Annotated in this window: 11 protein-coding genes, 1 tRNA gene and 4 pseudogenes; 7 read left to right on the forward strand and 9 right to left on the reverse strand. The window is 69.0% G+C overall.

Annotated elements, in window-relative coordinates; all coding sequences use genetic code 11:
• The first annotated feature begins 21 nt into the window (after window positions 1–21).
• Window positions 22–2,242, forward strand: a pseudogene (locus L2X99_RS06645) (MMPL family transporter).
• A gap of 122 nt (window positions 2,243–2,364) precedes the next feature.
• Window positions 2,365–11,346: a DUF5979 domain-containing protein gene (locus L2X99_RS06650; protein WP_236135781.1), complete on the forward strand. Its 8,982-nt coding sequence runs from the start codon at window positions 2,365–2,367 to the stop codon at window positions 11,344–11,346.
• Window positions 11,347–11,460: 114 nt separating this feature from the next.
• On the opposite strand, the gene msrA is transcribed toward L2X99_RS06650, so the two are convergent.
• Window positions 11,461–12,018, reverse strand: coding sequence for a peptide-methionine (S)-S-oxide reductase MsrA (gene msrA, locus L2X99_RS06655; RefSeq protein WP_236124489.1), 558 nt, complete (start codon window positions 12,016–12,018; stop codon window positions 11,461–11,463).
• A gap of 110 nt (window positions 12,019–12,128) precedes the next feature.
• Window positions 12,129–12,626 (reverse strand): MarR family winged helix-turn-helix transcriptional regulator, encoded by a 498-nt coding sequence (locus L2X99_RS06660; RefSeq protein ID WP_236124488.1) that lies wholly within the window; start codon window positions 12,624–12,626, stop codon window positions 12,129–12,131.
• Window positions 12,627–12,710: 84 nt separating this feature from the next.
• Here L2X99_RS06660 and L2X99_RS06665 point away from each other — a divergent pair, with 84 nt between their 5' ends.
• The 3 genes from L2X99_RS06665 to L2X99_RS06675 are packed head-to-tail and all read left to right on the forward strand — an operon-like array spanning window position 12,711 to window position 14,395.
• Entirely contained in the window at window positions 12,711–13,214 is a 504-nt protein-coding gene (locus L2X99_RS06665; RefSeq protein ID WP_236124487.1) for a cupin domain-containing protein, read from the forward strand.
• Complete coding sequence (locus L2X99_RS06670; protein ID WP_236124486.1) at window positions 13,214–13,648, forward strand: DUF4267 domain-containing protein; 435 nt, start codon at window positions 13,214–13,216, stop codon at window positions 13,646–13,648. The genes L2X99_RS06665 and L2X99_RS06670 overlap by 1 nt, the downstream gene beginning before the upstream one ends.
• Window positions 13,649–13,660: 12 nt before the next feature.
• Window positions 13,661–14,395 carry a GH25 family lysozyme gene (locus L2X99_RS06675; protein ID WP_236124485.1) on the forward strand — a complete coding sequence of 245 codons (735 nt, stop codon included), beginning with the start codon at window positions 13,661–13,663 and terminating at the stop codon, window positions 14,393–14,395.
• A 47-nt stretch (window positions 14,396–14,442) separates the two neighbouring features.
• Here L2X99_RS06675 and L2X99_RS06680 read toward each other — a convergent pair.
• Window positions 14,443–14,514: transfer RNA gene (locus L2X99_RS06680), tRNA-Gln, on the reverse strand.
• A gap of 99 nt (window positions 14,515–14,613) precedes the next feature.
• On the opposite strand from L2X99_RS06680, the pseudogene L2X99_RS06685 reads away from it, so the two are divergent.
• Window positions 14,614–14,958, forward strand: a pseudogene (locus L2X99_RS06685) (DUF488 domain-containing protein); the annotation flags it as partial.
• Window positions 14,959–15,010: 52 nt separating this feature from the next.
• Window positions 15,011–15,136, forward strand: coding sequence for a hypothetical protein (locus L2X99_RS17840; RefSeq protein ID WP_268928560.1), 126 nt, complete (start codon window positions 15,011–15,013; stop codon window positions 15,134–15,136).
• Window positions 15,137–15,138: 2 nt separating this feature from the next.
• On the opposite strand, the gene L2X99_RS06690 is transcribed toward L2X99_RS17840, so the two are convergent.
• From L2X99_RS06690 to L2X99_RS06715, 6 genes and pseudogenes are all read right to left on the reverse strand, one after another.
• Window positions 15,139–15,636 (reverse strand): lipocalin family protein, encoded by a 498-nt coding sequence (locus L2X99_RS06690; protein ID WP_236135782.1) that lies wholly within the window; start codon window positions 15,634–15,636, stop codon window positions 15,139–15,141.
• Window positions 15,637–15,703: 67 nt separating this feature from the next.
• Window positions 15,704–16,651, reverse strand: a pseudogene (locus L2X99_RS06695) (threonine/serine exporter family protein); the annotation flags it as partial.
• Window positions 16,652–17,187: 536 nt separating this feature from the next.
• Window positions 17,188–18,699: a glutamate--tRNA ligase gene (gene gltX, locus L2X99_RS06700; protein WP_236135783.1), complete on the reverse strand. Its 1,512-nt coding sequence runs from the start codon at window positions 18,697–18,699 to the stop codon at window positions 17,188–17,190.
• Between the two features lie 121 nt (window positions 18,700–18,820).
• A pseudogene (locus tag L2X99_RS06705) lies at window positions 18,821–20,102 on the reverse strand (MFS transporter).
• Complete coding sequence (locus L2X99_RS06710) at window positions 20,099–20,869, reverse strand: fumarylacetoacetate hydrolase family protein (RefSeq protein ID WP_236124482.1); 771 nt, start codon at window positions 20,867–20,869, stop codon at window positions 20,099–20,101. The pseudogene L2X99_RS06705 and the gene L2X99_RS06710 overlap by 4 nt, the downstream one beginning before the upstream one ends.
• A gap of 124 nt (window positions 20,870–20,993) precedes the next feature.
• Entirely contained in the window at window positions 20,994–22,106 is a 1,113-nt protein-coding gene (locus L2X99_RS06715; RefSeq protein WP_236124481.1) for a branched-chain amino acid aminotransferase, read from the reverse strand.
• Between the last annotated feature and the right edge of the window lie 6 nt (window positions 22,107–22,112).

Below are 22,112 nucleotides of genomic sequence, written 5' to 3' on the forward strand. Positions count from 1 at the left end.
TCGCCCTCTGACGGGAGCCGCATGTTCAGCACGAGGCCGGATGCCGGATCAGCTCGACGCCGTCGGAGGTCGCCGCACAGCCGGGTGCCCGCATGGCTGCGGATCCTGCTGCCGGCGCTGCTGATCCTGATCTGGTTCGCCGCGGCGGGCGTCGGCGGTCCGTACTTCGGACGCGTGAGCGAGGTGTCGTCGAACGAGCAGTCGGCCTATCTGCCGTCGTCGGCTGAGGCGACCGAGGTGCAGTCGCTCCTCAGCGGCTTCCGCGACTCCGACGCCATTCCGGCCGTCGTCGTGGTGTCGTCCGATGAGGCGCTCAGCGATGACGCGCTGAGCCGGATGTCGGATGCGGTCGCCGCTCTCCCCGATGACGTCGACGGGGTGGGATCCGACCTGTCCCCGCTCATCCCCTCGGAAGACGGGAAGGCCGCACAGGCCTTCGTGCCGATCACCGCCGACAGCGGCGGCCTGCGCGCGGCTGTCGCCGATGTCGATTCCGCCCTGCAGGATGCAGCACCGCACGGCGTCGACGTGCACATCACCGGACCGGCCGGCTTCACCGCCGACCTGGTGAACGGCTTCACGGGGATCGACGGCCTGCTCCTGGGCGTGGCCCTGCTCGCAGTGCTGATCATCCTGATCATCGTGTACCGCTCCTTCCTGCTCCCCGTCGCGGTGCTCACCACGAGCATCTTCGCCCTCACGGCGGCACTGCTCACGGTGTGGTGGCTCGCGAAGGCCGGCATCCTGCTGCTGAGCGGCCAGACGCAGGGCATCCTGTTCATCCTCGTGATCGGCGCGGCCACCGACTACTCCCTGCTCTACGTCTCGCGGTTCCGGGAGCAGCTGCGGGTCAACACCGACACCTGGGTGGCTGCGCTGCGTGCGATCCGCGGCTCGGTCGAACCCATCGTGGCCTCCGGCTGCACGGTGATCGCGGGGCTGCTGTGCCTGCTGCTCAGCGACCTGAAGTCGAACAGCGCGCTGGGGCCGGTGGCCTCGATCGGGATCGTGTTCGCGATGCTCGCCGCGCTCACTCTGCTGCCCGCCATCCTGTTCCTGTTCGGTCGTGCGGCGTTCTGGCCGGCGGCGGCCCGTGTACGAGCCGGACGTGGTCGAGGCCGAGGACGGTGTGCCCTCCAGCGGGCCCTGGGCGTGGCTGGCCGGCTGGATCCGGCGCCGTCACCGCCCGATCTGGATCGTCACCGCCCTCATCCTCGCCGCCGGCATGCTCGGTGCGACTCAGCTGGACGCATCGGGAGTTCCGCAGTCGGACCTGGTGCTCGGTCAGTCCGAGGCGCGTGACGGCCAGCAGATCCTCGGGGAGCACTTCCCTGCGGGATCGGGCAGCCCGGCGTACGTCGTCGCGCCGGAGGAGCAGCTGCAGGACGCCGCCGACGTGCTGCTCGCCGAGGACGGGGTCGCGAGCGTGAGCGTGGTCGCCGCCGACAGCCCGAGCGGGACCGCCCAGGTCACCGCCGACGGCATCATGCCTCTCGGACCTCCCGGAACGCCCGCCCCGGAGCCGACGGTGTCGCAGGGGAACGTGCTGCTGCAGGCCACGCTCTCCGACGCCGCCGACTCGGATGCCGCCGAGCAGACCGTCCGCGGCATCCGGACCGACCTGCACGAAGCGGTTCCCGGCGCCCTCGTCGGCGGAGTGACCGCGACGGCGATCGATACGAACGACGCCTCGATCCACGACCGCGCGCTGATCATTCCGCTGGTGCTCGCCGTCATCCTCGTGATCCTGATGCTGCTGCTGCGCGCCGTCGTCGCGCCGATCCTGCTCGTCCTCACCACGGTGCTGTCCTTCGGCACGGCTCTAGGTGTCGCCGCCCTGTTCTTCACCCACGTCTTCGACTTCCCCGGCGCGGATCCCGCCGTTCCGCTGTACAGCTTCGTGTTCCTCGTGGCACTGGGGATCGACTACAACATCTTCCTGATGACGCGCGTGCGCGAGGAGTCCGTGCACCACGGCACGCGTCCCGGAATCCTGCGGGGGCTCGTGATCACGGGCGGCGTGATCACGTCGGCGGGCCTCGTGCTGGCAGCGACCTTCGCCGCGCTGAGTGTGATTCCGATCCTGTTCCTGGTGCAGATCGCCTTCATCGTGGCGTTCGGCGTGCTGCTGGACACCTTCATCGTGCGCTCACTGCTCGTCCCGGCGCTGGCATACGACATCGGCCGGGCGATCTGGTGGCCGTCACGGCTGTCACGGCGGGATCCCGACGCCGAGAAGTGAACTCCGGTACGGACCGGAGCTGTAACTCCTGCCTCACCCGTAACGGACTATCCCCTGGTGGAACTCTATGAATCCGCTCTAAGGTGGCGAACGTCACCAGTCGCCCAGGGGGGTCCAGACCGATGAAGCGCCAGAACCGGTTTCTCGCCAGTGTCACCGCGCTGCTGCTCGCCGCAGCGTCCATCTTCGTGGCGGCGGTTCCCGCCGCGGCGGCGGACACCGCGCAGTACGGCATCCAGAAGAGTGCGGTCGAACCGGGACCGTTCGCCCCCGGCGACACGATCACCTATCAGATCGTCGTGAACTGCTCCTCGACGAACGAGGGCGGCTGCGACGACACGGTGCTCAGCGACACGCTCCCCGAACCGCTCATGTTCAATCCCGACATCGATCCGGCCGTCACCGTCGAGCTCAATGCTCCGGCAGGCCAGCCGGTCGGCGAGTACGACCGCACGATCGACACCGACGGCAACAGCTTCACCGTCACCCCCGCCACCGACCTGAACGCGACCCCGAAGACCTGGGCGGGCGGCAACAGTATGACCGTGACCGTCAACGCCATCGTGAAGCCCGACGCGGACGGGACCTGGGACGGACAGACGGTCACGAACACCGCCGGCGTCGACGGCAGCAACGCCCCGCCGGCGTCGTCGCCGGCCGACATCACCCTCGATGTCGAGACGACACTGGTGCCCAGCATCGAGAAGGTCGTCTCCCCGACCGGAACGCTCCCCGCCGTTCCCGGGCAGCCGATCGACTGGACCGTCACACCCGGCAACGGATCGAACCAGAACGTCGACACCATCGTCGTGCAGGATCCGGTGTCGCCGCCCGGCACCTTCGGCGGGTACCTCGACGTCACCGGTTACGACGTCACACCGCCGGCGGGAACCACCGGCACGACCACCGAGTACTGGGTGGACGGCGACTGGACCGCGACGGAACCGGATCCGATCTCCGACGCCCAGGGCATCCGCGTCACCTTCACCGGCTCGTTCGCCCCCGGCGCCACGGGCGAGGTCGTCGTGCACACCGAGACGAACGACACGGTGACCGACATCCCGGACGGCTCACAGCAGACCGTGACCAACGACGCCTCCACCACCGTCTCGAAGGGCGACGACACCAGCGACCCGGTGACCGATGACGCGAGCATCGTGCTCGCCCAGCGCAATCCGGATGTCACGATCGAGAAGTCCTTCTCCGACAACACCCTGGTCAGCGGCCAGAGCACGACCGCGAACATCACGGCGACGGTCGGCGAGCAGAACGTGCAGTCGCTGACCATCACCGAGCCGACCGCCGGAACACCGACCTTCACCGAGCAGGGGCTCAGCTTCGACGGCTTCGCCGACGGCGTCGAGTGGCCGGTGGCCGCCACATCGGCGGAGATCACCTACACCTATTCGGACTGCCCTGACAGCACGTCTTCCACGACGACGCAGAACACGCTGCCCGCTGCCGAGGACGGCTGCACGGTCGAGGCGTTCACCGTGGTGTTCTCGGCCGAGGGCGACGACATCGTCTCGGGCGCCTACGCGGCGCTGCCGCTGAACGTCACGGCGCTGCCCACCGAAGAGGCCGTCTCCAGCACGAACGCCGTCGACACCGAGGTCGAGAACGCCAATGGCCAGACCGGCACCGACGACGCGTCCGCACCGTTCACCATCGACCCGCTCACTCTCGACACCAGCGTCACCAAGGCGATCACCCCGGATACGATCTGGGGCGTCCCCGGCACAGACGCGGACATGACTCTCACGGGCAACGTCACTCCCGAGTCGACGGCCGGCTCCGAGAAGCTCGTCATCTCCGACCCCGCTGATCCCACCGCCGACTCCGAGTTCTGGGACAACTTCACGGCGACCGAGATCGACAACACCGACATCCCGGAGTGCACCACCCTGACTGTGCGGTACTGGCCCAAGTCCACCGACGGGCCGTGGACCGACCTGCCCGGAGCCACCGAGGTGCCGGGGCCCGAGCAGCTCTGGTCGTACCAGATCCCCGCCGATCTGCAGGACGACATCGGCGGCATCCAGTTCGAATACCTCCCCTCCGACGCGCCCGGCTGCCCCGCCCTGCTGCCACCCGGGTTCACGGTGGTCACGCACGTGGGCATCTCGGTCACTCAGCCGCAGGACGACGAGGTCACCTACGACAACGTCGCGCAGTCGCTGGTGGACAACCCCGATGCGGGTGGCGAGAAGACCGACACCGCCGATGACGACATCCATCTGCTGCCGATCGACGGCGACGGGCCCGGTCCGGACTTCCTCGACAAGGAGTGGACGCCGGACGACGATGTGCCCGCGCTCTCGGGCGACACCCGCACCGCACGACTGCTGTGGTCGACGGACGGTCTGAACATCACCGAGATGACGCTGTCCGACATCTCCGCGACCGAGGATCCGCAGACCACGGCGGAGACCGTCTACGACGCCTTCGACCTGGTGCGCATCGACCCGATAACGCCCCAGAGCGATCCGCTGATCGTGAACGACGTGATCACCGAGGTGTCCCTCTATCTCGACGGGCAGGGCTGGACCGACATCACGTCACAGGCCTGCGCGAACGGGTGCGACGGCCAGTTCGGCGGCTACACGCTCTCGGACGGGCAGAGCGCCGACGCCCTCGCGATGCGCATCGTGCTGACCGAGAAGACGCCGGGTGCCGGCGTCGGCTCCTCGTACGAGCGCCGTCCCTTCGATCTCGACTTCCGGGTGCGCGACACGCTGCGCAGCGACCCGTCGCAGTTCGTGCTGGGAGACCTGCACCCTTACGGCTACAACACCGGTGAGCCGGGCCTGGTCGACAACACCGCCAGCGCCCAGGGCGTCAACGAGTCGACCGGCATCGACAGCACGGATGTCGCCGACGACACGATCCTCATCGTCGACGAGCCGATCAACGCCGAGATGACCAAGACGTTCGACCAGGATCAGCTGGGTCTGCCCGACCCCGCGCTCGACGTCGATCCGGCCGACTATCCGCTGATCAGCGCGACCATCACGGCGACGAACACCTCAGCGGCCCGGGTGTCGGGCATGGTCATCGACGAGCCCACCGCCGGACAGCCGCTGCCGGACACCGTCTTCGACACCCTCGACCTCTACGACATCGACGCGATCCAGCTGCCGTCCGGCATCACCGAGGATGAGACCACGGTCACGCTGTCCCGCAGCGGAACCGACACGGATTACACCTACGCCGAGGCCCTCGCGCTCGAGCCGGACGACCTCGCCGATGTCACCGGCGTCTCGATCGCGTTCCGCTCCGACGACGGCAGTGCCGTCATCCCGACGAACGGCACGGGCGGCGTCACCCTCACCTGGCAGCTGCGCGAGACGCTGCGGTCCGATCCGAGCACTCCCGTGACGACGACCCCCGCCGGCGACAGCATCGTCAACAACACCGACGCGCAGCTGGAGAGCCCTGTGCTCGAGGACTGCGCCGACAACCAGTGCGGCACCGGGGCGGCGAGCGCGAGCGACGAGTTCGCCATCGTCAACGCGAGCTACGCGATCCAGACCACGAAGTCCATCGATCCGTCGTCCGTCTACGAGGACGAGTCGAAGGACTACACGACGCAGCTCGGCGGACGCCCGAACGGCACTGCACGCACGACGCTGTTCACGCTGACCGACACCACGCCCACCTTCTGGAACACCATGGACTACACGGGTGCGCAGATCGCCGTGCCCGCCCCGGTGAACCAGGTGGCGATGGATGTGCTCGGCGCGGGAGTCACCTACGTCGAGGGTCCCGGCGGCGAGCTGGTCGCGCTCTGCGACGGGCTGCCGCTGAGCGACACCTCGGACTGCTGGGTGCAGGGAGACTGGGTGGACGGCTCCCCCGGCGACACGGTCGTGTTCGATCTGCCGTCCGCGGTGACGGACCCGACCACCGTCGTCGGCGTGCGGTTCCGCGCGCAGCAGGTCGACGGCGACGGCAACGTGCTGCAGTGGGAGCGTCCGTACAACCCGCAGCTGACGTTCGCGGTCTCGACCGAGCGCCGCGACACGCTGCGCAACGATCCGGACACGCTGGTGTCGACCACACGGCCCGACCTGCAGCCGAACCCCGGAGAGACCGACCTCGGAGTGATCAGCGACGACGTGCAGTCGTACAGCGAGGCGCAGTTCGGCGACCAGAAGTTCGACGAGACCGGATACGACGATGCGACGACCACGGTGCTGCACCGCCCGAACGCCGTGAAGGTCACGAAGACCCGCGGTTCGTCGGCGCTCGTCAGCCAGAGCGGCACCATCCCCTATGTCATCACGGTGACGAACGACGGGGAGTGGAACATGACCGGGTTCCACGTCGTCGACCAGGTGCAGACCGACGCCGAGGGCTCGCTGCTCGTCGAACCGGATCCGCCCGCGTACGCCTTCGCGCTGTCCGGCACGGGTGCCCCGTCCGGGGACCCGGACTTCACCGCCTCGCTGAACGAGCAGACCGGCGAGCTCAGCATCGACGGTCCTGACGACTTCGTGTTCAACGCCGGCTGGACGCTCACAGTGAACGCCCCGCTGAAGTTCCGCGACGATGTCACCCCCGACATGATCGTCACGAACGAGGTCACCGTGACCTCCGACCGGCTGTTCGAGACCTGCGAGGGCACCACCGTCGTGAACGGACGGGACCTCACTCCGAAGCCGGTCGAGGACACTCCGCCCGGTGTCGAGGACTGCTCGGCCGACACCTCGATCTCGCCGCTCGCCTCCGCGACGATCGCGGCCAAGAAGTACGTCAAGGGCAGCAGCGCCGGCGATCCGAATGTTCCCGGCGATGACGACCTCGGAGTGCTGAACGTGAACGGCGACGCTGCGGCGTGCGATGCGAGCCAGGACGGCGTCACCGACGACGGCTTCTACTCCTTCCCCTGCTCGCCGGTCACCCGGCCCGGCGGCACGGAGACCTGGCGCGTCGACTTCACCAACACCGGGAACACCAGCGCGCGTGTCGTCGCGGCGGTCGACACCCTGCCGCAGATCGGCGACCAGGGCGTCATCGTGTCCGGTGACCGCGGATCGCAGTTCCCCGTGACCCTGACGGGCCGGATGTCGGGCAACTTCGAGGATCTCACCGCGGGAGACGACGCGGTCTACGGTATCTATCTGTCCCCCGTGCAACTCAGCCAGGCGTGCAACACCAACGCGATCAAGGTCTGGACCGAGAACGCCGCCGAAGATCCCTCCTGCGACTTCGGCTGGGTGCGCGCGGACGCGTCGACTCCGCCGGCGATGATCCAGTCCGCTCGGAGCGTCATGATGGTGCTCGACTTCCTGAATCCCGACGAGGAGTCCCCCGCGCCCGGCTTGGAGCCAGGCGAGACGTTGCGCGTCACGTACGACACGACGACCCCGTACGTGCTGCCGGCGAATTCCGCCGTGCCGGACGGCCTGCCCGTGGCCTGGAACTCGTTCGCCACCGCCTCGCGCTCCAACGCCACGGTGACCCAGCCGGAGCGCGCGTCGCTGGTCGTCGAGCCGCAGAAGGTGGGCGTCGCCGCGGCGACCGGTCAGCTGGAGCTCGCCAAGACGGTCGACGCGCCGGACTACGCCGTCGACATCGACCTGCCCGACAGCTATCCGATGCTCGTCTCCTGCACGTCCGGCGGGCAGGAGACGACCCTGCTGCACGCCGACGGCAGTGACGCGAGCCGGCCGTCCGTGGCGGCGGACGGCACCGTCCTGATCTACGACAGCGCGACCGGTCCGGTCAACCTGCCGCTGTTCTCGACGTGCACCGTCGTCGAAGACCCGGTGAACCCCGGGGTGACGGTGACGGTCGACCCTGAGGACGGGGTGATCGCCGAGCGCGACTTCGCCCAGGACACGCGCGTGTGGGATCCCTACACCGGTGAGACTCAGGAGGCGTCGTTCGAGATCACGAACGAGTACGCGGCCGGCGGCTTCACGGTGGCCAAGAGCGTCGACGCCGGCGGCGCGGAGGACCAGGACGGCGATCCGATCGCCTACGACCGCACGTACGCGTTCGAGGCGAGCTGCATCTACCTCGACCAGGAGACCATCCCCGAGTCCGACCGCACGTTCACGCTCGACGACGGCGACAGCAAGGAGATCTCGAACATCCCGGCCGGCGCCGACTGCACCGTGACCGAGACGGATGCCGGCGGCGCGGCGAGCACGAACGTCGTCATCACCGAGGACGGTGCGGACAGCGCACCGGAGGCCTCTTCCGAGGCATCCTTCACGGTCCTCCCCTACGAGGACGGATCGACGACCGCGCTGACCGCAGTCGGCTTCGAGAACGTCTACACCGTAGGCGCCGTCGAGGTCACGAAGATCATCGCCGGATCCGGCGGCGACGCCTGGGGCGGCAGCACCTTCACTGTCGGGATGACCTGCACGCTGGAGGGCGCGACGCCGAACCCGGTGTTCGAGGACACCGCGACGCTGAGCCGTGACGATCCCACCTGGACCGTGACGAACCTGCCGACCGGAGCCATCTGCGTCGTGACCGAGACCGAGAACGGCGGGGCGAACTCCTCCACCGGAAGCGTCACGGTGACCGTCGGCGACGACCCGGCCGCACCGGTCGAGGCCGACATCACCAACACGTTCACCGTCGGCTCGCTGCAGGTGCAGAAGCAGCTCGAGGGCGCGCCCGCGAACGCCCTCGACCCGGCCACGACCTTTGAGTACGAGGTGAGCCTGGCCTGCACGCGTGACGTCAACGGCGAGGCCGTCGACGTCACCATCCCCGGCGGCGCCACGCGCACGATCGCCGGCGCCGGCACCGCCCTCTACGAGGGCCTCCCGACGGGTGCCGAGTGCACCGTCACGGAGACGGAGGCTGGTCACGCGACCGGGCACACGATCAGCCCCGAGCAGCCCGTGGTGATCGGTGAAGGCCAGACGCCGGTCGTGGTCACGGTGACGAACGAGTTCGACAACGGCGCGGTCTCCATCGCGAAGAGCGTCGACGCACCCGACGGGTTCCCGGTACCGGAGTCGTTCACCGCGACGGTGAGCTGCACCTGGCAGGGCGCAGCGGTGCCGCTGGCGGACGACGGCGCAGTGACCATCGTGCCGGGAGCGGCACCGGTGGTGATCGAGGACGTCCCCGTCGGATCGGTCTGCTCCGTGGACGAGGACGACGCCGGCCAGACCGGCACCACGGTCTCGCCCGAGGAGATCACAGTCACGGAGGCCGACCAGACCTTCGCGATGGACGTCGAGAACACCTACGAATGGGCGTCGCTCGAGGTCGGCAAAGTCGTCGAGTCCACGAGCCCCTACGTACCGACGCAGTTCGGCTTCCACGTGGTGTGCACGTTCGAGGGCGAGACCGTCGTCGACAAGGCCTTCACCCTGGATGCGGGCGAGACCGAGACGATCACCGAGATCCCGGCACGCTCGGAGTGCACCGTCACCGAGACCGACGACCGCGAGGCCGACGGCACCGTCACCGAGGCGGAGGTGCCCGGAGCCGAGGGCGATCTCGCACCCCAGATCGATCAGGAGACGCGAACCGTCGTGATCCCCGAGTTGCAGCCGGACAGCACCGCCACGGTCAACACCGTGACGTACACCAATCTGTTCGATTCGACGGCGCTGGTCCTCGTGAAGGACTTCGAGGGCGCGGGAGCCGATCAGTTCGGCCTCGACCAGGAGTTCACGTTCTCGGTCACCTGCACGTACGCCGGAGAGACCGTGCTCGATGAGCAGGTGGTCCTGAACGCGGCGAACGGCTGGAGCTCCCCTGTTCATGACGCCGTCGCCGGCTCGGTCTGCTCGGTCGTCGAGGACGATCTGAACGGCGCCGATGCGGTGGTCATCACTCCCAACGACGGAGAGAACACCTCGATCGGCACCGGCGTGGTGCCCGAGGGCGGCGGGCTCGTCACGGTGACCGCGACCAACTGGTACCTCACCGGTTCGGTTCAGGTCACGAAGGCCTTCGCCGGCGACGGCGCCGAGAAGTACGGCACCTCCGCCTACGAGCTGCGCCTGCGCTGCGTGCGCGACGGCGAGGTCGTGGACGTCCCGGAGGGGGCCGTCCGCATGGTCAGCGCCGATTCGCCGACCGCGCTCTGGGAGAATCTGCCCACCGGCTCGGACTGCCGTCTGACCGAGGTCGACGACGGCGGCGCGAACTCCACGCAGATCCTGGACGAGAACGGGGACGTCGTCGCCGGTGACGGGGAGGGTTACGACTTCACGGTCGAGACCGATCCGACCATCCTCAGCGTCGACGACCAGCCGCAGCCTTCGCTCACCGTCGAGAACACGTTCAACCTCGCCCAGGTGTCGGTGACCAAGGCCGTCGACGACGGCGGTGCGGTCGACGCGAACGGCGATCCGGTCGGCTACGGCCCGTTCCAGGTCACGCTGGCCTGCATGTGGGACGAGCAGCGCGTCACTGCGGCCGAGCCGATGACGCAGCAGATCCAGGACGGCGAGACCGTCACCTGGACGGAACTGCCGGAGGAGGCCGACTGCACGGTCACCGAGTCCGACACCGCCGGCGCCGAATCCACGACGATGGTCGTGACGCAGGGCGGCGCGGACGGCGAGCCGCAGGCCGTGACGACGACGGAGCTCGCTCCCCTGCCGAACACCGCTGCCGCGGACCAGACCTCTGTGGCGATCACGAACACGTTCGGGGTCAGCGCCCTGAGCATCTCGAAGATCGTGGACGGCTCCGGGGCATCCGCCGTGACGCGCACCTTCCCGGTCGACGTGACCTGCGTGCTCATCGATCCGTCGCATCCGGCTCCCGGGCTGATCGTCAGAGACGAGACCCACCAGGTCGGCGGGCCGTCGCGACAGACGGCCGAGATCGCGGATCTGCCGGCGGGCAGCGAATGCACGATCACCGAGACGGATGCCGGTGATGCCGATCGCACCACCATGACCGTCGACGGCGAGACGCAGAACGGCCCGTCCGGCACCGTCACGCTCGCCTCGGGACACGTGTCGATCGCGTTCACGAACACCTTCATCGCGCCGCTGCCGGCCACAGGTGCCGACACGCGCACCGTCGCGATCGCGGTGACCGGCGGCCTCGCCCTGCTGCTGATCGGCGCGATGCTCATCGCCACGGCACGCCGCCGGCGCCGGCTGAGCTGACGCGCTTCGACAGGCTCAGCGACCCACCTGGTCGGTCCCTGAGCCTGTCGAAGGGCTGAGCCTGTCGAAGGGCTGAGCCTGTCGAAGGGCTGAGCCTGTCGAAGTGCTGCGCCCTCAGGCCGTCGTGGAGGCGTCGCGGCGCGGCAGCACCCACCCCGCACGCGGGAAGTGGCAGGTGTAGCCGTCCGGGTAGCGGATCAGGTAGTCCTGATGCTCGGGCTCCGCCTCCCAGAACGGACCGGGCTGCTCGATCGTCGTCACGGCCGCACCGGGCCACAGGCCGGAGGCGTCGACATCGGCGATCGTGTCCCGCGCGATGCGCTCCTGGCCGGCGTCCAGCGGGAAGATCGCTGAGCGATAGCTGGTGCCGATGTCGTTGCCCTGCCGGTTCAGAGTCGACGGGTCGTGGATCTGGAAGAAGAACGCGAGGATGTCGCGGTAGGTGGTCTCCGCAGGGTCGTAGACGATCTCGACCGCCTCCGCGTGACCCGGGTGGTTGCGGTAGGTGGCATGGTCGTTCTCACCGCCGGTGTATCCCACGCGCGTGCTCAGCACGCCGGGCTGACGACGGATGAGATCCTCCATCCCCCAGAAGCAGCCTCCCGCGAGGACGGCGGTCTCCGCGCCCGACCGGCGCGTGATGGATCCGGTGTCGGTGTTGCCGCTGGTCATGACTGTGCTCCTTCTTGTCGGCTTCTTCACCGTCAACAATCTTCCTCCCTCCCGCGTTCCCCACCGCCCGTGCCGCGTGTGCGACTTCGAACGGCAGATCTCGAGAGGAGTCAGTCGCTGCTCAGGTGCGTGATGAGGGTGCGCGTCAGCCTGTCCAGCTCTGCGCGATCATCGGCCGTGAGCACGGAGGCGATCTCCCGAAGGTTGGCATCGTGCTTGGCCACAGCCTCGTCCACGAGCCGGAGGCCCTCCTCGGTGAGGACGACGTCGAGGCTGCGCCGGTCCTCAGAACGGGGCACGCGCGCGATGAAGCCGCGCTTCTCAAGGCGATCGAGCCGCCCGGTCATCGTGCCCGTCGTCATCAGCAGACCCCTGGCGAGAGCCGTCGGCGACAGACGGAACGGCGCACCGGAGCGGCGCAGTGCGAACATCACATCGCCGTCCCCCTTGTTCACCCCGTACTCCTCCGAGAGACGCTCCGTACGCGCGTTCGCGAGCTCCGCAGCGCGGCTCAGCCGCGCGAGCAGCGCCATCGTGTCTCGATCGATGTCCGGCCGCTGATCCGCCCACTGCCCCACAAGAGCGTCGATCCGGTCGTTGTCGTCCATATCGAGAACTATAGCTTGCATACGAGCTACTTGGGGTATAGCTTTTGTCCAAGTAACTCGCTCACAAGCTAAATTGGAGAACACATGACTGACACACTGACTCTCAACGGCTCCGAGCGGATCGCCGTCCAGAAGAGCGGGCCCGGCCGTTTCGAAGTGCAGGCCACCTATCAGCCACGCGGGGAGCGCCCTCCGATGCACGTGCATCCGGCTCACACCGAGGAGTTCACCGTCCTCTCCGGCGTGCTGCGCGTCGACTGCGCCGGCAGCGTGCGCGACTACCGTGCCGGGGAGTCCTTCGACATCGCCAGCGGCGTCGCGCACCGGATGTGGAACGGCGGAGACGAACCCGCGACCGTCCGGTGGATCAGCGCCCCCGCCGCGCGCGTGGAGTCGTTCTTCCGCGCGATGGACGCCCTGCACCGCGCGGGTACGACGAGCCTCCTGTCGAAGGCCGGCGTGCTCCGCGAGTACAAGGACGTCATGCGGCCGAGCTCGGCCGTGACAAGGCTGCTCGTGAACGTGCTCGGCGCCCTCCGCCCGGCTCCCCCGACTGTTCTCGCTCCCGCCGGGCAGGAGGCGCTCTGATGTTCCGCCGGTACCTTGCGAACACGCTGACCGTGATCCTCGCTCTCATGATCGGCTACGTGGGGGTCAGCTATCTGCTCGATCCCGGCGGGACCGCGCCGAACTTCGGGATGCCCGCCTGGCCCGAGGGAGAGGCCGCGGCGTTCCTGTCCACCAAGGGCGCACGCGACCTCGTCACCGGCATCCTGCCGCTGGCGCTGCTCTTCACCGGCCAGCGCCGCGCGCTGGGCTGGGCGATGTCGATCATCGCCCTCGTCCCCCTGCTCGACGCGATCCTGATCCTGTCCAACGGCGGCTCGACGGCGATGGCCGTCTGGGTCCACCTGCTCACCGCCGTGCTGACGTTCGGGACCGGCCTGCTCCTGCTCACCGAGAAGCCCCGGGCCGCTCGCGAGCGGCCCGCCCGCGCCGAGGAGCACGCGTCTGCATCGTGACAGACTGAACCCATGAGCCGCCGCCGAAGACGCCTGGTCATCATCTCGACGGGCATCGTCGCGACACTCGGGGTCCTCGCGACGCTGGTCTTCACCGGCATCCTCTGGCCCTCACGGTTTCTCGCCTCCGGCTACCCGGCGCGCGGGATCGACATCTCGGCGTGGCAAGGAGAGGTGGACTGGGACGTCCTGGCCGACCAGGACATCGACTTTGCCTACATCAAGGCGACCGAGGGATCCTCGGCCGTCGACTCGCGGTTCGCCGCGAACTGGGCGGGTGCCTCGAAGACCGACCTGCTGATCGGCGCCTACCATTTCGTCAGCTTCGAGAGCAGCGGCGAGGCGCAGGCCGCGCACGTCATCGAGACGGTACCGGTGGGCGGCACGCTCCCGATCGCGCTGGACCTCGAGTACTACGGCGAGTTCTTCACGCACCCGCCGACGCGCGCCGAGGTCGACGCGATCCTCGGCCCGCTGATCGAGCGGCTCGAAGAGCACTACGGATCACCGCCCGTCATCTACGCGACGTCGCAGTCCTACGACCGCTACCTGTCGGGCGCCTATCCGGACGATCCGATCTGGAGCCGCTCGCTCGTCCTGCCGCCGCGACTGAACGACGGACGGGACTGGACCATCTGGCAGTACTCGAACCGAGACCGCCTCGATGGCTACCGGGGCGAGGAGCAGTACATCGACATGAACGTCTTCAACGGCACGAGGGAGGAGCTGGCGAAGCTCGCGAAGTGAGCCCGGACAGCAGAAGACCCCCGCCGGAGCGGGGGTCTTCTCATCTGCTGGGGTACCTGGACTCGAACCAAGAATGGCGGTACCAGAAACCGCTGTGTTGCCAATTACACCATACCCCAAGGGCGAAACCGGGGCCTCGCACCGAGAGTCAAGCTTACCCGACTCCCCAGCAGGCGCCAAACCGGCTCAGCTCCCCGCGCGCGTCGTAGAGTCGGAGCATGGCGCTCACGGTCTGGACGATCGGACACTCCACGCGCCCGATCGAGGAGTTCACCGCACTGCTCGGTGCGAACGGCGTGCGACAGGTCGTCGACGTCCGCACGGTCGCGCGCTCCCGCCACAACCCGCAGTACAACGCGGACACCCTGCCGGAGTCGCTGCGGCAGCACGGAATCGGCTGCCGTCGCCTCGAGGCACTCGGCGGCCTGCGTCACACCACCAAGGCGTCGATCAACACCGGCTGGCGCAACGCCAGCTTCCGCGGCTACGCCGACTACATGCAGACGCCGGAGTTCGCGACCGGGCTCAACGAGCTGATCGGGCTGGCCGCCACACCGACGGCGATCATGTGCGCCGAGGCCGTGCCCTGGCGGTGCCATCGCTCGCTGATCGGCGATGCGCTGCTGGTCCGGCGGCATCCGGGTGATCGACATCATCGGTGCCCGATCGGTGCGCGACGAGACGCTCACGCCGTTCGCGCACGTCGACGGGCTCACGATCACCTACCCACCGCAGGAATGAGCTCAGACCTCGACGCGTCGCCCCGACTGCGCCGGCCGGATCCAGGCGCCCAGTTCGAAGCCCTGCGCCCGCGCCTCGGTGAGGAACTCCGCCTCAGTGTCGGTCGGCATCTCCGCCTCACGGGACAGCAGCCACAGGTGTCTCCGATCCGGTGTGCCGACCAGCGCATGGCGGTAGTCGCCGTCAACCTTCAGCACCCAGTAGTCCGCCTCGGTGAACGGGATCCAGCGCAGCGCCGCGGGCAGGAACGTCACGCGCAGTCGCCCGGGGTGCCCCTCATCCGGCACCGCGCGCCCCAGAGCCTGCACGGGTTCGCCGGACTCGTCGAGACAGCGGTTGTCCACCTGCACCGTCCCGTCATCGTCGAGGGAGTACTCCGCGGTCACGTCGCGCGCCCCGTCGTCCTCGAACCTCAGCGGCAGGCGTCCCACCTCGAACCACAGGCCCAGATACCGCTGGAGGTCGAACTCGGCGACCGATCGCACCGTCAACTCCGTCATGTCCGCTTCCTCTCCGTCAGAGTCCGGTCACGCTATCGGCCTTCCCCGAACGGATGCTGGGCGCCCGTCACATCTCGCCCATGCGGGCCGGCCGCACCCAGCGCAGCAGCACCGTCGAACGGGTGATCCGGGCGAGGTCCGCCAGCAGAGCACCGACCTTGGTGCCGATGCTCAGGCTGAGGAACATCATCAGCGCGGTGGCCACTGCCTGAGGATCGAAGCTCGCCAGCGAGACGAGGCCGATCGTGCCCGGCACGAGCAGCAGGAACGCGGGCTGGAACGACACCGTCGCCGGCACCGCGAGAGTGACGCGCTCCAGCACACGCGCGGCCACGAAGAGCAGGGCGCCGGCGACCCCGGTCGCCACCACATTGCCCATCATCGGGCTCAGCAGCGCGAGCACGGCGTAGGTCCCGGTCATCACCACGACGCACACCACCGTCAGGCGGAATCCCGAACCGAACGCGAGGCCGATGCCGATCGCGAGCACGATCACCGCGAACCAGGCCGCCCAGAGCGGTGGCAGCGCCTGCCATCCACCGTGGTCGTTGGTCAGCTGCACCGCGTCGCCGACGAGTGCGGCGGATGCCGAGTCGATGTGCATTCCGGTCAGCCTGGCTCCCGCGTAGACCCCGGCTGCCATGAAGGCGAGCATGATCAGGCCGTACATCAGCCGCGACGCCCCGGTCACGATGTCGGTCGAGGTGAGCTCGAGCAGCGCGTTGGTCATCAGCGCGCCGGGCACCAGGATGGCGATCGGCGCGCACACGGCGAACAGTGGCACCGGCGACAGGTCGAGTGCATTCGCGGCAGTCCCGACCAGGATCGTCGAGATGAAAGCCGAGACGAAAGGCGCGACGGCGGCCGCGGCGCGCACGCGCATCATGAGCAGGGTCAGCCCTCCCACCAGCAGCCCCACGACCAGCGCGAGCACGATCGCCCACCACGGACAGCGGAACAGCGCGGCGAGGGCGCCCGAGAGCAGTCCGCAGCCGATCAGGCTCTGCAGTCCGGGCCTCCGCCGCCGGCGTCGCCCTGATCGCCGCCATCCGGGCCGGTGCGGCGCTCAGCGGCAGGGCGCCCGACTCGAGCTCGCGCACCAGCCTGCTGGCCTTCGCCGACTGGCGGAAGGTCAGCGCAGCGCCCTTGCCGATCACGGTCGTCGTCGCCGACGCCGCGCCGGGGCGGCTCACCATCACCATCTCGGGCAGGATCGCGAACTCGACCGGCGAGTCCGGCAGGGTGCGTCGGCTCACCTGCTCGAGCGTGCCGCGCACGTCGGTGACCGACGTGCCGCAATCCAGCAGCAGCACGCCGAGGTCGCCGAGGATCACGTCCGTGTCGGACGCCGAGGTCGCGACATCAGCCACAGTCCTCCCCTCTCCCGCTTGCGTGACGCGTTTCGTCTCTGCGTTTCGTCTCTGCGTTTCGTCTCTGCGTTTCGTCTCGCTCCGCTCGCTCAACGACCACCGCTCGCGGGGCGACCATCGCTCGCTCAACGGCCACCGCTCGCGGGGCGGACCATCGCTCGCGGGGCGACCGGGACGCGGATCAGCCCGCGAGCTTGTCCCCCAGCGCCCGCAGCCGGCGCAGCGACTCGTCCTTGCCGAGCAGCTCCATCGACTCGAACAGCGGCGGCGAGACGCGGCGACCGGTGATCGCGACGCGCGGCGGCCCGTAGGCCACGCGCGGCTTCAGCTCGAGACCGTCGATGAGCGCGGAGGACAGCGCCTCCTGGATGACGTCGGGGGTGAACTCCTCGAGCGGCTCGAGAGCGGAGACGGATGCCTGCAGCACCTCGGCAGCGTTCGCGGGAAGCCCCTTCAGAGCGTCGTCCTCATACGAGACCTCGTCGGCGAACAGGAAGCCGAGCATGCCGGGCGCCTCGCCCAGCAGCTGCATCCGCTCCTGCACGAGCGGCGCCGCGCGGAAGGCGAGCACGATCTGCTCGTGCGTGGGCTCGGCTCCGCCGAACACGTCGGCCGCGGCCAGGTACGGCAGCAGACGCTCGGCGAAGTCCTTCGGCTCGAGCATGCGGATGTGGTCGCCGTTGATCGACACGGCCTTCTTCTGATCGAAGCGGGCCGGGTTCGGGTTGACGTCCTCGATGTCGAACGCGGCGACCATCTCGTCGCGCGAGAACACGTCGCGGTCAGGGCCGATCGACCAGCCCAGCAGCGCCAGGTAGTTCAGCAGGCCCTCGGGGATCATGCCGCTGGAGCGGTGCAGGAACAGGTCGGCCTTCGGGTCGCGCTTGGACAGCTTCTTGTTGCCCGTCTCGCCGAGCACCAGCGGCATGTGGCCGAAGCGCGGGACGAACGTGGTCACTCCGGCGTCGATGAGCGCGGCGTACAGTGCCAGCTGGCGCGCGGTCGACGGCATGAGATCCTCACCGCGCAGTACATGCGTGATGCCCATCAGCGCGTCATCGACGGGGTTCACGAACGTGTACAGCGGCACGCCGTTCGGTCGCACGATCACGTAGTCGGGGAACGAGCCGGCCGGGAAGGTCACCTCGCCGCGGATCAGATCGACGTAGGTGAGGTCATGGTCGGGCACGCGCAGACGCAGCGCGGGCTGACGCCCCTCGGCGCGGAACGCGGCCTTCTGCTCGTCGGTGAGGTCGCGGTCGAAGTTGTCGTAGCCGAGCTGCTTCGCGCGGCCGGCGGCCTCGTTGCGGGCGTCGATCTCCTCCGCCGTCGAGAAGCTCTCGTACACCAGGCCGGCCGCGACGAGCTTGTCGAGCACCTCACGGTAGACCTCATGCCGCTGTGACTGACGGTACGGGCCGTTCGGGCCGCCCACCTCGACGCCCTCGTCCCAGTCGATCTCGAGCCAGCGCAGCGCATCGAGCAGCTGCTGGTAGCTCTCCTCGCTGTCGCGCGCCGCATCGGTGTCCTCGATGCGGAACACGAGCTTGCCGCCGTTGTGCCGCGCGTACGCCCAGTTGAACAGGGCCGTGCGGATCAGGCCGACGTGCGGCAGACCGGTCGGCGACGGGCAGAAGCGCACACGGACGTCGGCTCCGGTTGCGGTGGTGGTGCGGGGATCAGGAGTAGCCATAGCCCTTCGATTCTACCGAGAGCGGATGCCCCTCCCCGGCGCGTCAGAACGCGGCATCCTTCCGCCACACCGAGACGTGCGACTCGCTCTCGGCGGTGAACGGCGCGCCGCTCCAGTCGGCCTAGGACGGGACGACGACGCGGTCACGGCCGCTGCGTGCGAGCGGCGAGAGCGCGGTGATCGCGATGACGATCACGAGGGCGGTGGCGCCGAGGCCGCCGTACCCGAAGTTCGTCAGCACCACTCCGGCCAGCGCCGCGCCCACCGCGGCGGTCAGACTCATCAACGAGTCGCTGATGCCCTGGCGGCGCGGACGCTGCAGCGTGGTCGACGACTCGGTCAGCAGCGCGGCACCGGCGACCGTCGCAGCGCTCCAGCCGAGCCCGAGCAGGATGAGCGCGGCCATGACGCCGGCCGGGTTCTCGCCGGCGAAGATCGCGGTCAGCAGCGACGCGGTCAGCAGCGCCTGTCCGAGCAGCACCACGCGGATGCGGCCCCAGCGGTCCGAGAGGATGCCGAACACGGGCGAGAGCCCGTACATGCCCGCCACGTGCAGGCCGATCGTCAGTCCGACCAGCGTGGTGACGTCGGTCTCGGTGGTCTCCATCCCGTGCATCCCGTGCGCCATGTGCGAGAGGTGGATCGGGGTCATCGCCATGACCGACGCCATCACCGCGTGGGAGCCGGAGACGGCGAAGATCGCGTAGCGCGCGGCGACGGGGCGATCGACCGCGGCGCCGAGCACCGCCGCCGCGCCCTCGTCCCGCGCGATCCGCAGCGCGAGCAGCAGGGGGTCGGGCCGCAGGGCGGCCAGGTACAGCACCAGGGCCAGAGCCTGCGCGATCAGCGAGAAGACGTACGAGCCGGTGAGATGCGGCATCCCGAGCGCCTGTCCGACCACTTCGCCGGGAGTGAGCAGGAACGGCCCGGCGACCCCGCCGACCGTCGTCGACCAGACCACCACCGACAGGTCGCGGCCGCGGTGCTGCGCCGAGGCGAGGTCGGTCGCGGCGAACCGGGACTGCAGGTTGCCTGCGTTGCCCATGCCGATGAGGATGACGCCGGCGAGGAGGACCGGAAAGCTGCGCACGGATGCCGACGGTGATGACGATGCTCACGCCGACCAGCGCCAACAGGTTGCCGGCGGTGAGAGACAGCCGCCGCCCGAACCGGGCCGCGAACCGGGCGAGCGGGATGGCCGCGGCAGCGGCGCCGAGCGTGACCGATGCGGTCGCCAGGCCCGACAGCGCATCGTCGCCGGAGAGGTCGGCCGCGAGCAGCGCCCCGAGCGACACCGTGGCACCGAAGGCGATGCCGCCGAGCACCTGTCCGAGGGCAAGGATGCCGACGGTGCGGCGCTGGATGCGCTCCAGGTCCCCGTTCGCGAGCCGGAGTGTCGTCACGAGGCGTCGCGCACGGGATTGCGGAGTGTGCCGATGCCGGCCACCTCGACCTCGACGGTGTCGCCCGCGACGATCGGGCCGACGCCGGCAGGGGTGCCGGTCATGATGACGTCGCCGGGGAGCAGCGTGAACACGGCGGAGGCGTAGGCGATGATGTCGGCGACGGAGTGGATCATGTCCGACAGCGGCGCCTGCTGGCGCACCTCGCCGTTGACGCGGGTCTCGATGCTCGCCGTGGCGGCGTCGAACTCGGTCTCGATGACCGGGCCGAGCGGGGCGAAGGTGTCGAAGCCCTTGCCCCGCGTCCATTGCCCGTCCTTGCGCTGCAGATCGCGTGCGGTGACGTCGTTGCCGACGGTGTAGCCGAACACGTGATCGAGAGCGTTCTCGGCGCTGACGTTCTTCGCGATGCGGCCGATCACGGCGACCAGTTCTCCCTCGAACTCGATGCGATCGGAGAGGGCCACCGGGCGCACGATGGCGTCGCCCGGGCCGATCACCGCGGTGTTCGGCTTGAGGAACAGCAGAGGCTCCTCCGGGGCGACGTTGCCGAACTCGGCGGCATGGTCGTGGTAGTTGCGTCCGACGCAGAGGACCTTCGAGCGCGGGATCACCGGCGCCAGCAGAGCGGCATCCGCCAAGGGCACCCGCTCCCCCGTCGGTTCGTATCCCGCGAACATCGGATCGCCCTCCAGGACGACGAGATCCCCGTCGTCCACGATGCCGAACCGGATGGCGCCCTCATGGCTGAAACGTGCGATCTTCACCCGCCCAGCCTAGTCACCCGACCACGCGGTCGTTGAGCGAGCGGAGCGAGACGAAACGTCTTCAGGCGGCCTGATAGCGTTTCGTCTCGCTCCTTCGTCGCTCGCTCAACGACCGGGGGTGATGTCAGGCGTCCAGGCGGACGAGCCAGCCGTGCGGATCCTCTCGGCGGCCGTACTGGATGTCGGTGAGCTCCTCGCGCAGCGACATCGCGAGCTCCGTCGACTCGGGGCCCTCGTGCACGATCTCGAAGTCGGCCGCCATCAGCTTGCCGATCGGCACGACCACGGCGGCGGTGCCGCAGGCGAAGGCGCCGATGATCTCGCCGGAGGCCGCACCGTCGCGCCACTCGTCGATCGAGATGCGGCGCTGCTCCACGGTCAGACCGCGGTCCTTCGCGAGCTGCAGGATCGAGTCGAGCGTGATGCCCTCGAGGATCGACTCCGACTCCGGCGTCAGCAGCCTGCCGTCCCGTGTGACGAGCACGAGGTTCATGCCGCCGAGCTCCTCGATGTACTCGCCGTCCAGGAACAGCACCTGCTGGCATCCCTTGGCGTACGCCTGCTCCTGTGGAAGGAGACTCGACGCGTAGTTGCCGCCGGTCTTGGCCGCGCCGGTGCCGCCGTGTCCGGCGCGGGCGTAGTCGGTCGAGAGCCAGATGTTCACCGGCTGCACACCGCCCGGGAAGTATGCGCCTGCCGGGCTCGCGATCAGGTAGTAGCCGACCTTCTTCGCGGCCCGCACGCCCAGGAACGCCTCCTTGGCGAACATGAACGGACGCAGGTACAGGCTCTCCTCGGGGTTGCTCGGCACCCACGACGAGTCCACCGCGACGAGCTGCTTGAGCGACTCGATGAACAGTTCTTCGGGCAGTTCCGGCAGGGCGAGCCGGCGCGCCGAGCGCTGCAGGCGTGCGGCGTTGCGGTCGGGACGGAACGTCCACACCGAGCCGTCGGCGTGACGATACGCCTTGAGGCCCTCGAAGATCTCCTGCGAGTAGTGCAGCACAGCTGCGGCGGGGTCGAGCGGAATCGGACCGTAGGGCTGCACGCGGGGACGATGCCAGCCACCCTTCTCGGACCAGCACAGGTCGACCATGTGGTCGGTGAAGTGCACGCCGAATCCGGGGGCGCGCAGGATCTCCTCGCGCTCGGAGTCGGAGCGGGCGCTCTCGTTGCGGGTCACCTGCCACACGAGGCCGGAGGGAGAGGGAGCCTGGAGGGGAAGTCCGATGGTCATGATGTG

The organism is Microbacterium sp. KUDC0406, from assembly GCF_021582875.1.
GTDB lineage: Bacteria > Actinomycetota > Actinomycetes > Actinomycetales > Microbacteriaceae > Microbacterium.

Excerpts from the sequence above, each read along its gene's own strand:
- L2X99_RS06650 (WP_236135781.1), top strand. The coding sequence starts at position 2,365 with ATGAAGCGCCAGAACCGGTTTCTCGCCAGTGTCACCGCGCTGCTGCTC.
- msrA (WP_236124489.1), bottom strand. The coding sequence starts at position 12,018 with ATGACCAGCGGCAACACCGACACCGGATCCATCACGCGCCGGTCGGGC.
- L2X99_RS06660 (WP_236124488.1), bottom strand. The coding sequence starts at position 12,626 with ATGGACGACAACGACCGGATCGACGCTCTTGTGGGGCAGTGGGCGGAT.
- L2X99_RS06665 (WP_236124487.1), top strand. The coding sequence starts at position 12,711 with ATGACTGACACACTGACTCTCAACGGCTCCGAGCGGATCGCCGTCCAG.
- L2X99_RS06670 (WP_236124486.1), top strand. The coding sequence starts at position 13,214 with ATGTTCCGCCGGTACCTTGCGAACACGCTGACCGTGATCCTCGCTCTC.
- L2X99_RS06675 (WP_236124485.1), top strand. The coding sequence starts at position 13,661 with ATGAGCCGCCGCCGAAGACGCCTGGTCATCATCTCGACGGGCATCGTC.
- L2X99_RS17840 (WP_268928560.1), top strand. The coding sequence starts at position 15,011 with ATGCGCTGCTGGTCCGGCGGCATCCGGGTGATCGACATCATCGGTGCC.
- L2X99_RS06690 (WP_236135782.1), bottom strand. The coding sequence starts at position 15,636 with ATGACGGAGTTGACGGTGCGATCGGTCGCCGAGTTCGACCTCCAGCGG.
- gltX (WP_236135783.1), bottom strand. The coding sequence starts at position 18,699 with ATGGCTACTCCTGATCCCCGCACCACCACCGCAACCGGAGCCGACGTC.
- L2X99_RS06715 (WP_236124481.1), bottom strand. The coding sequence starts at position 22,106 with ATGACCATCGGACTTCCCCTCCAGGCTCCCTCTCCCTCCGGCCTCGTG.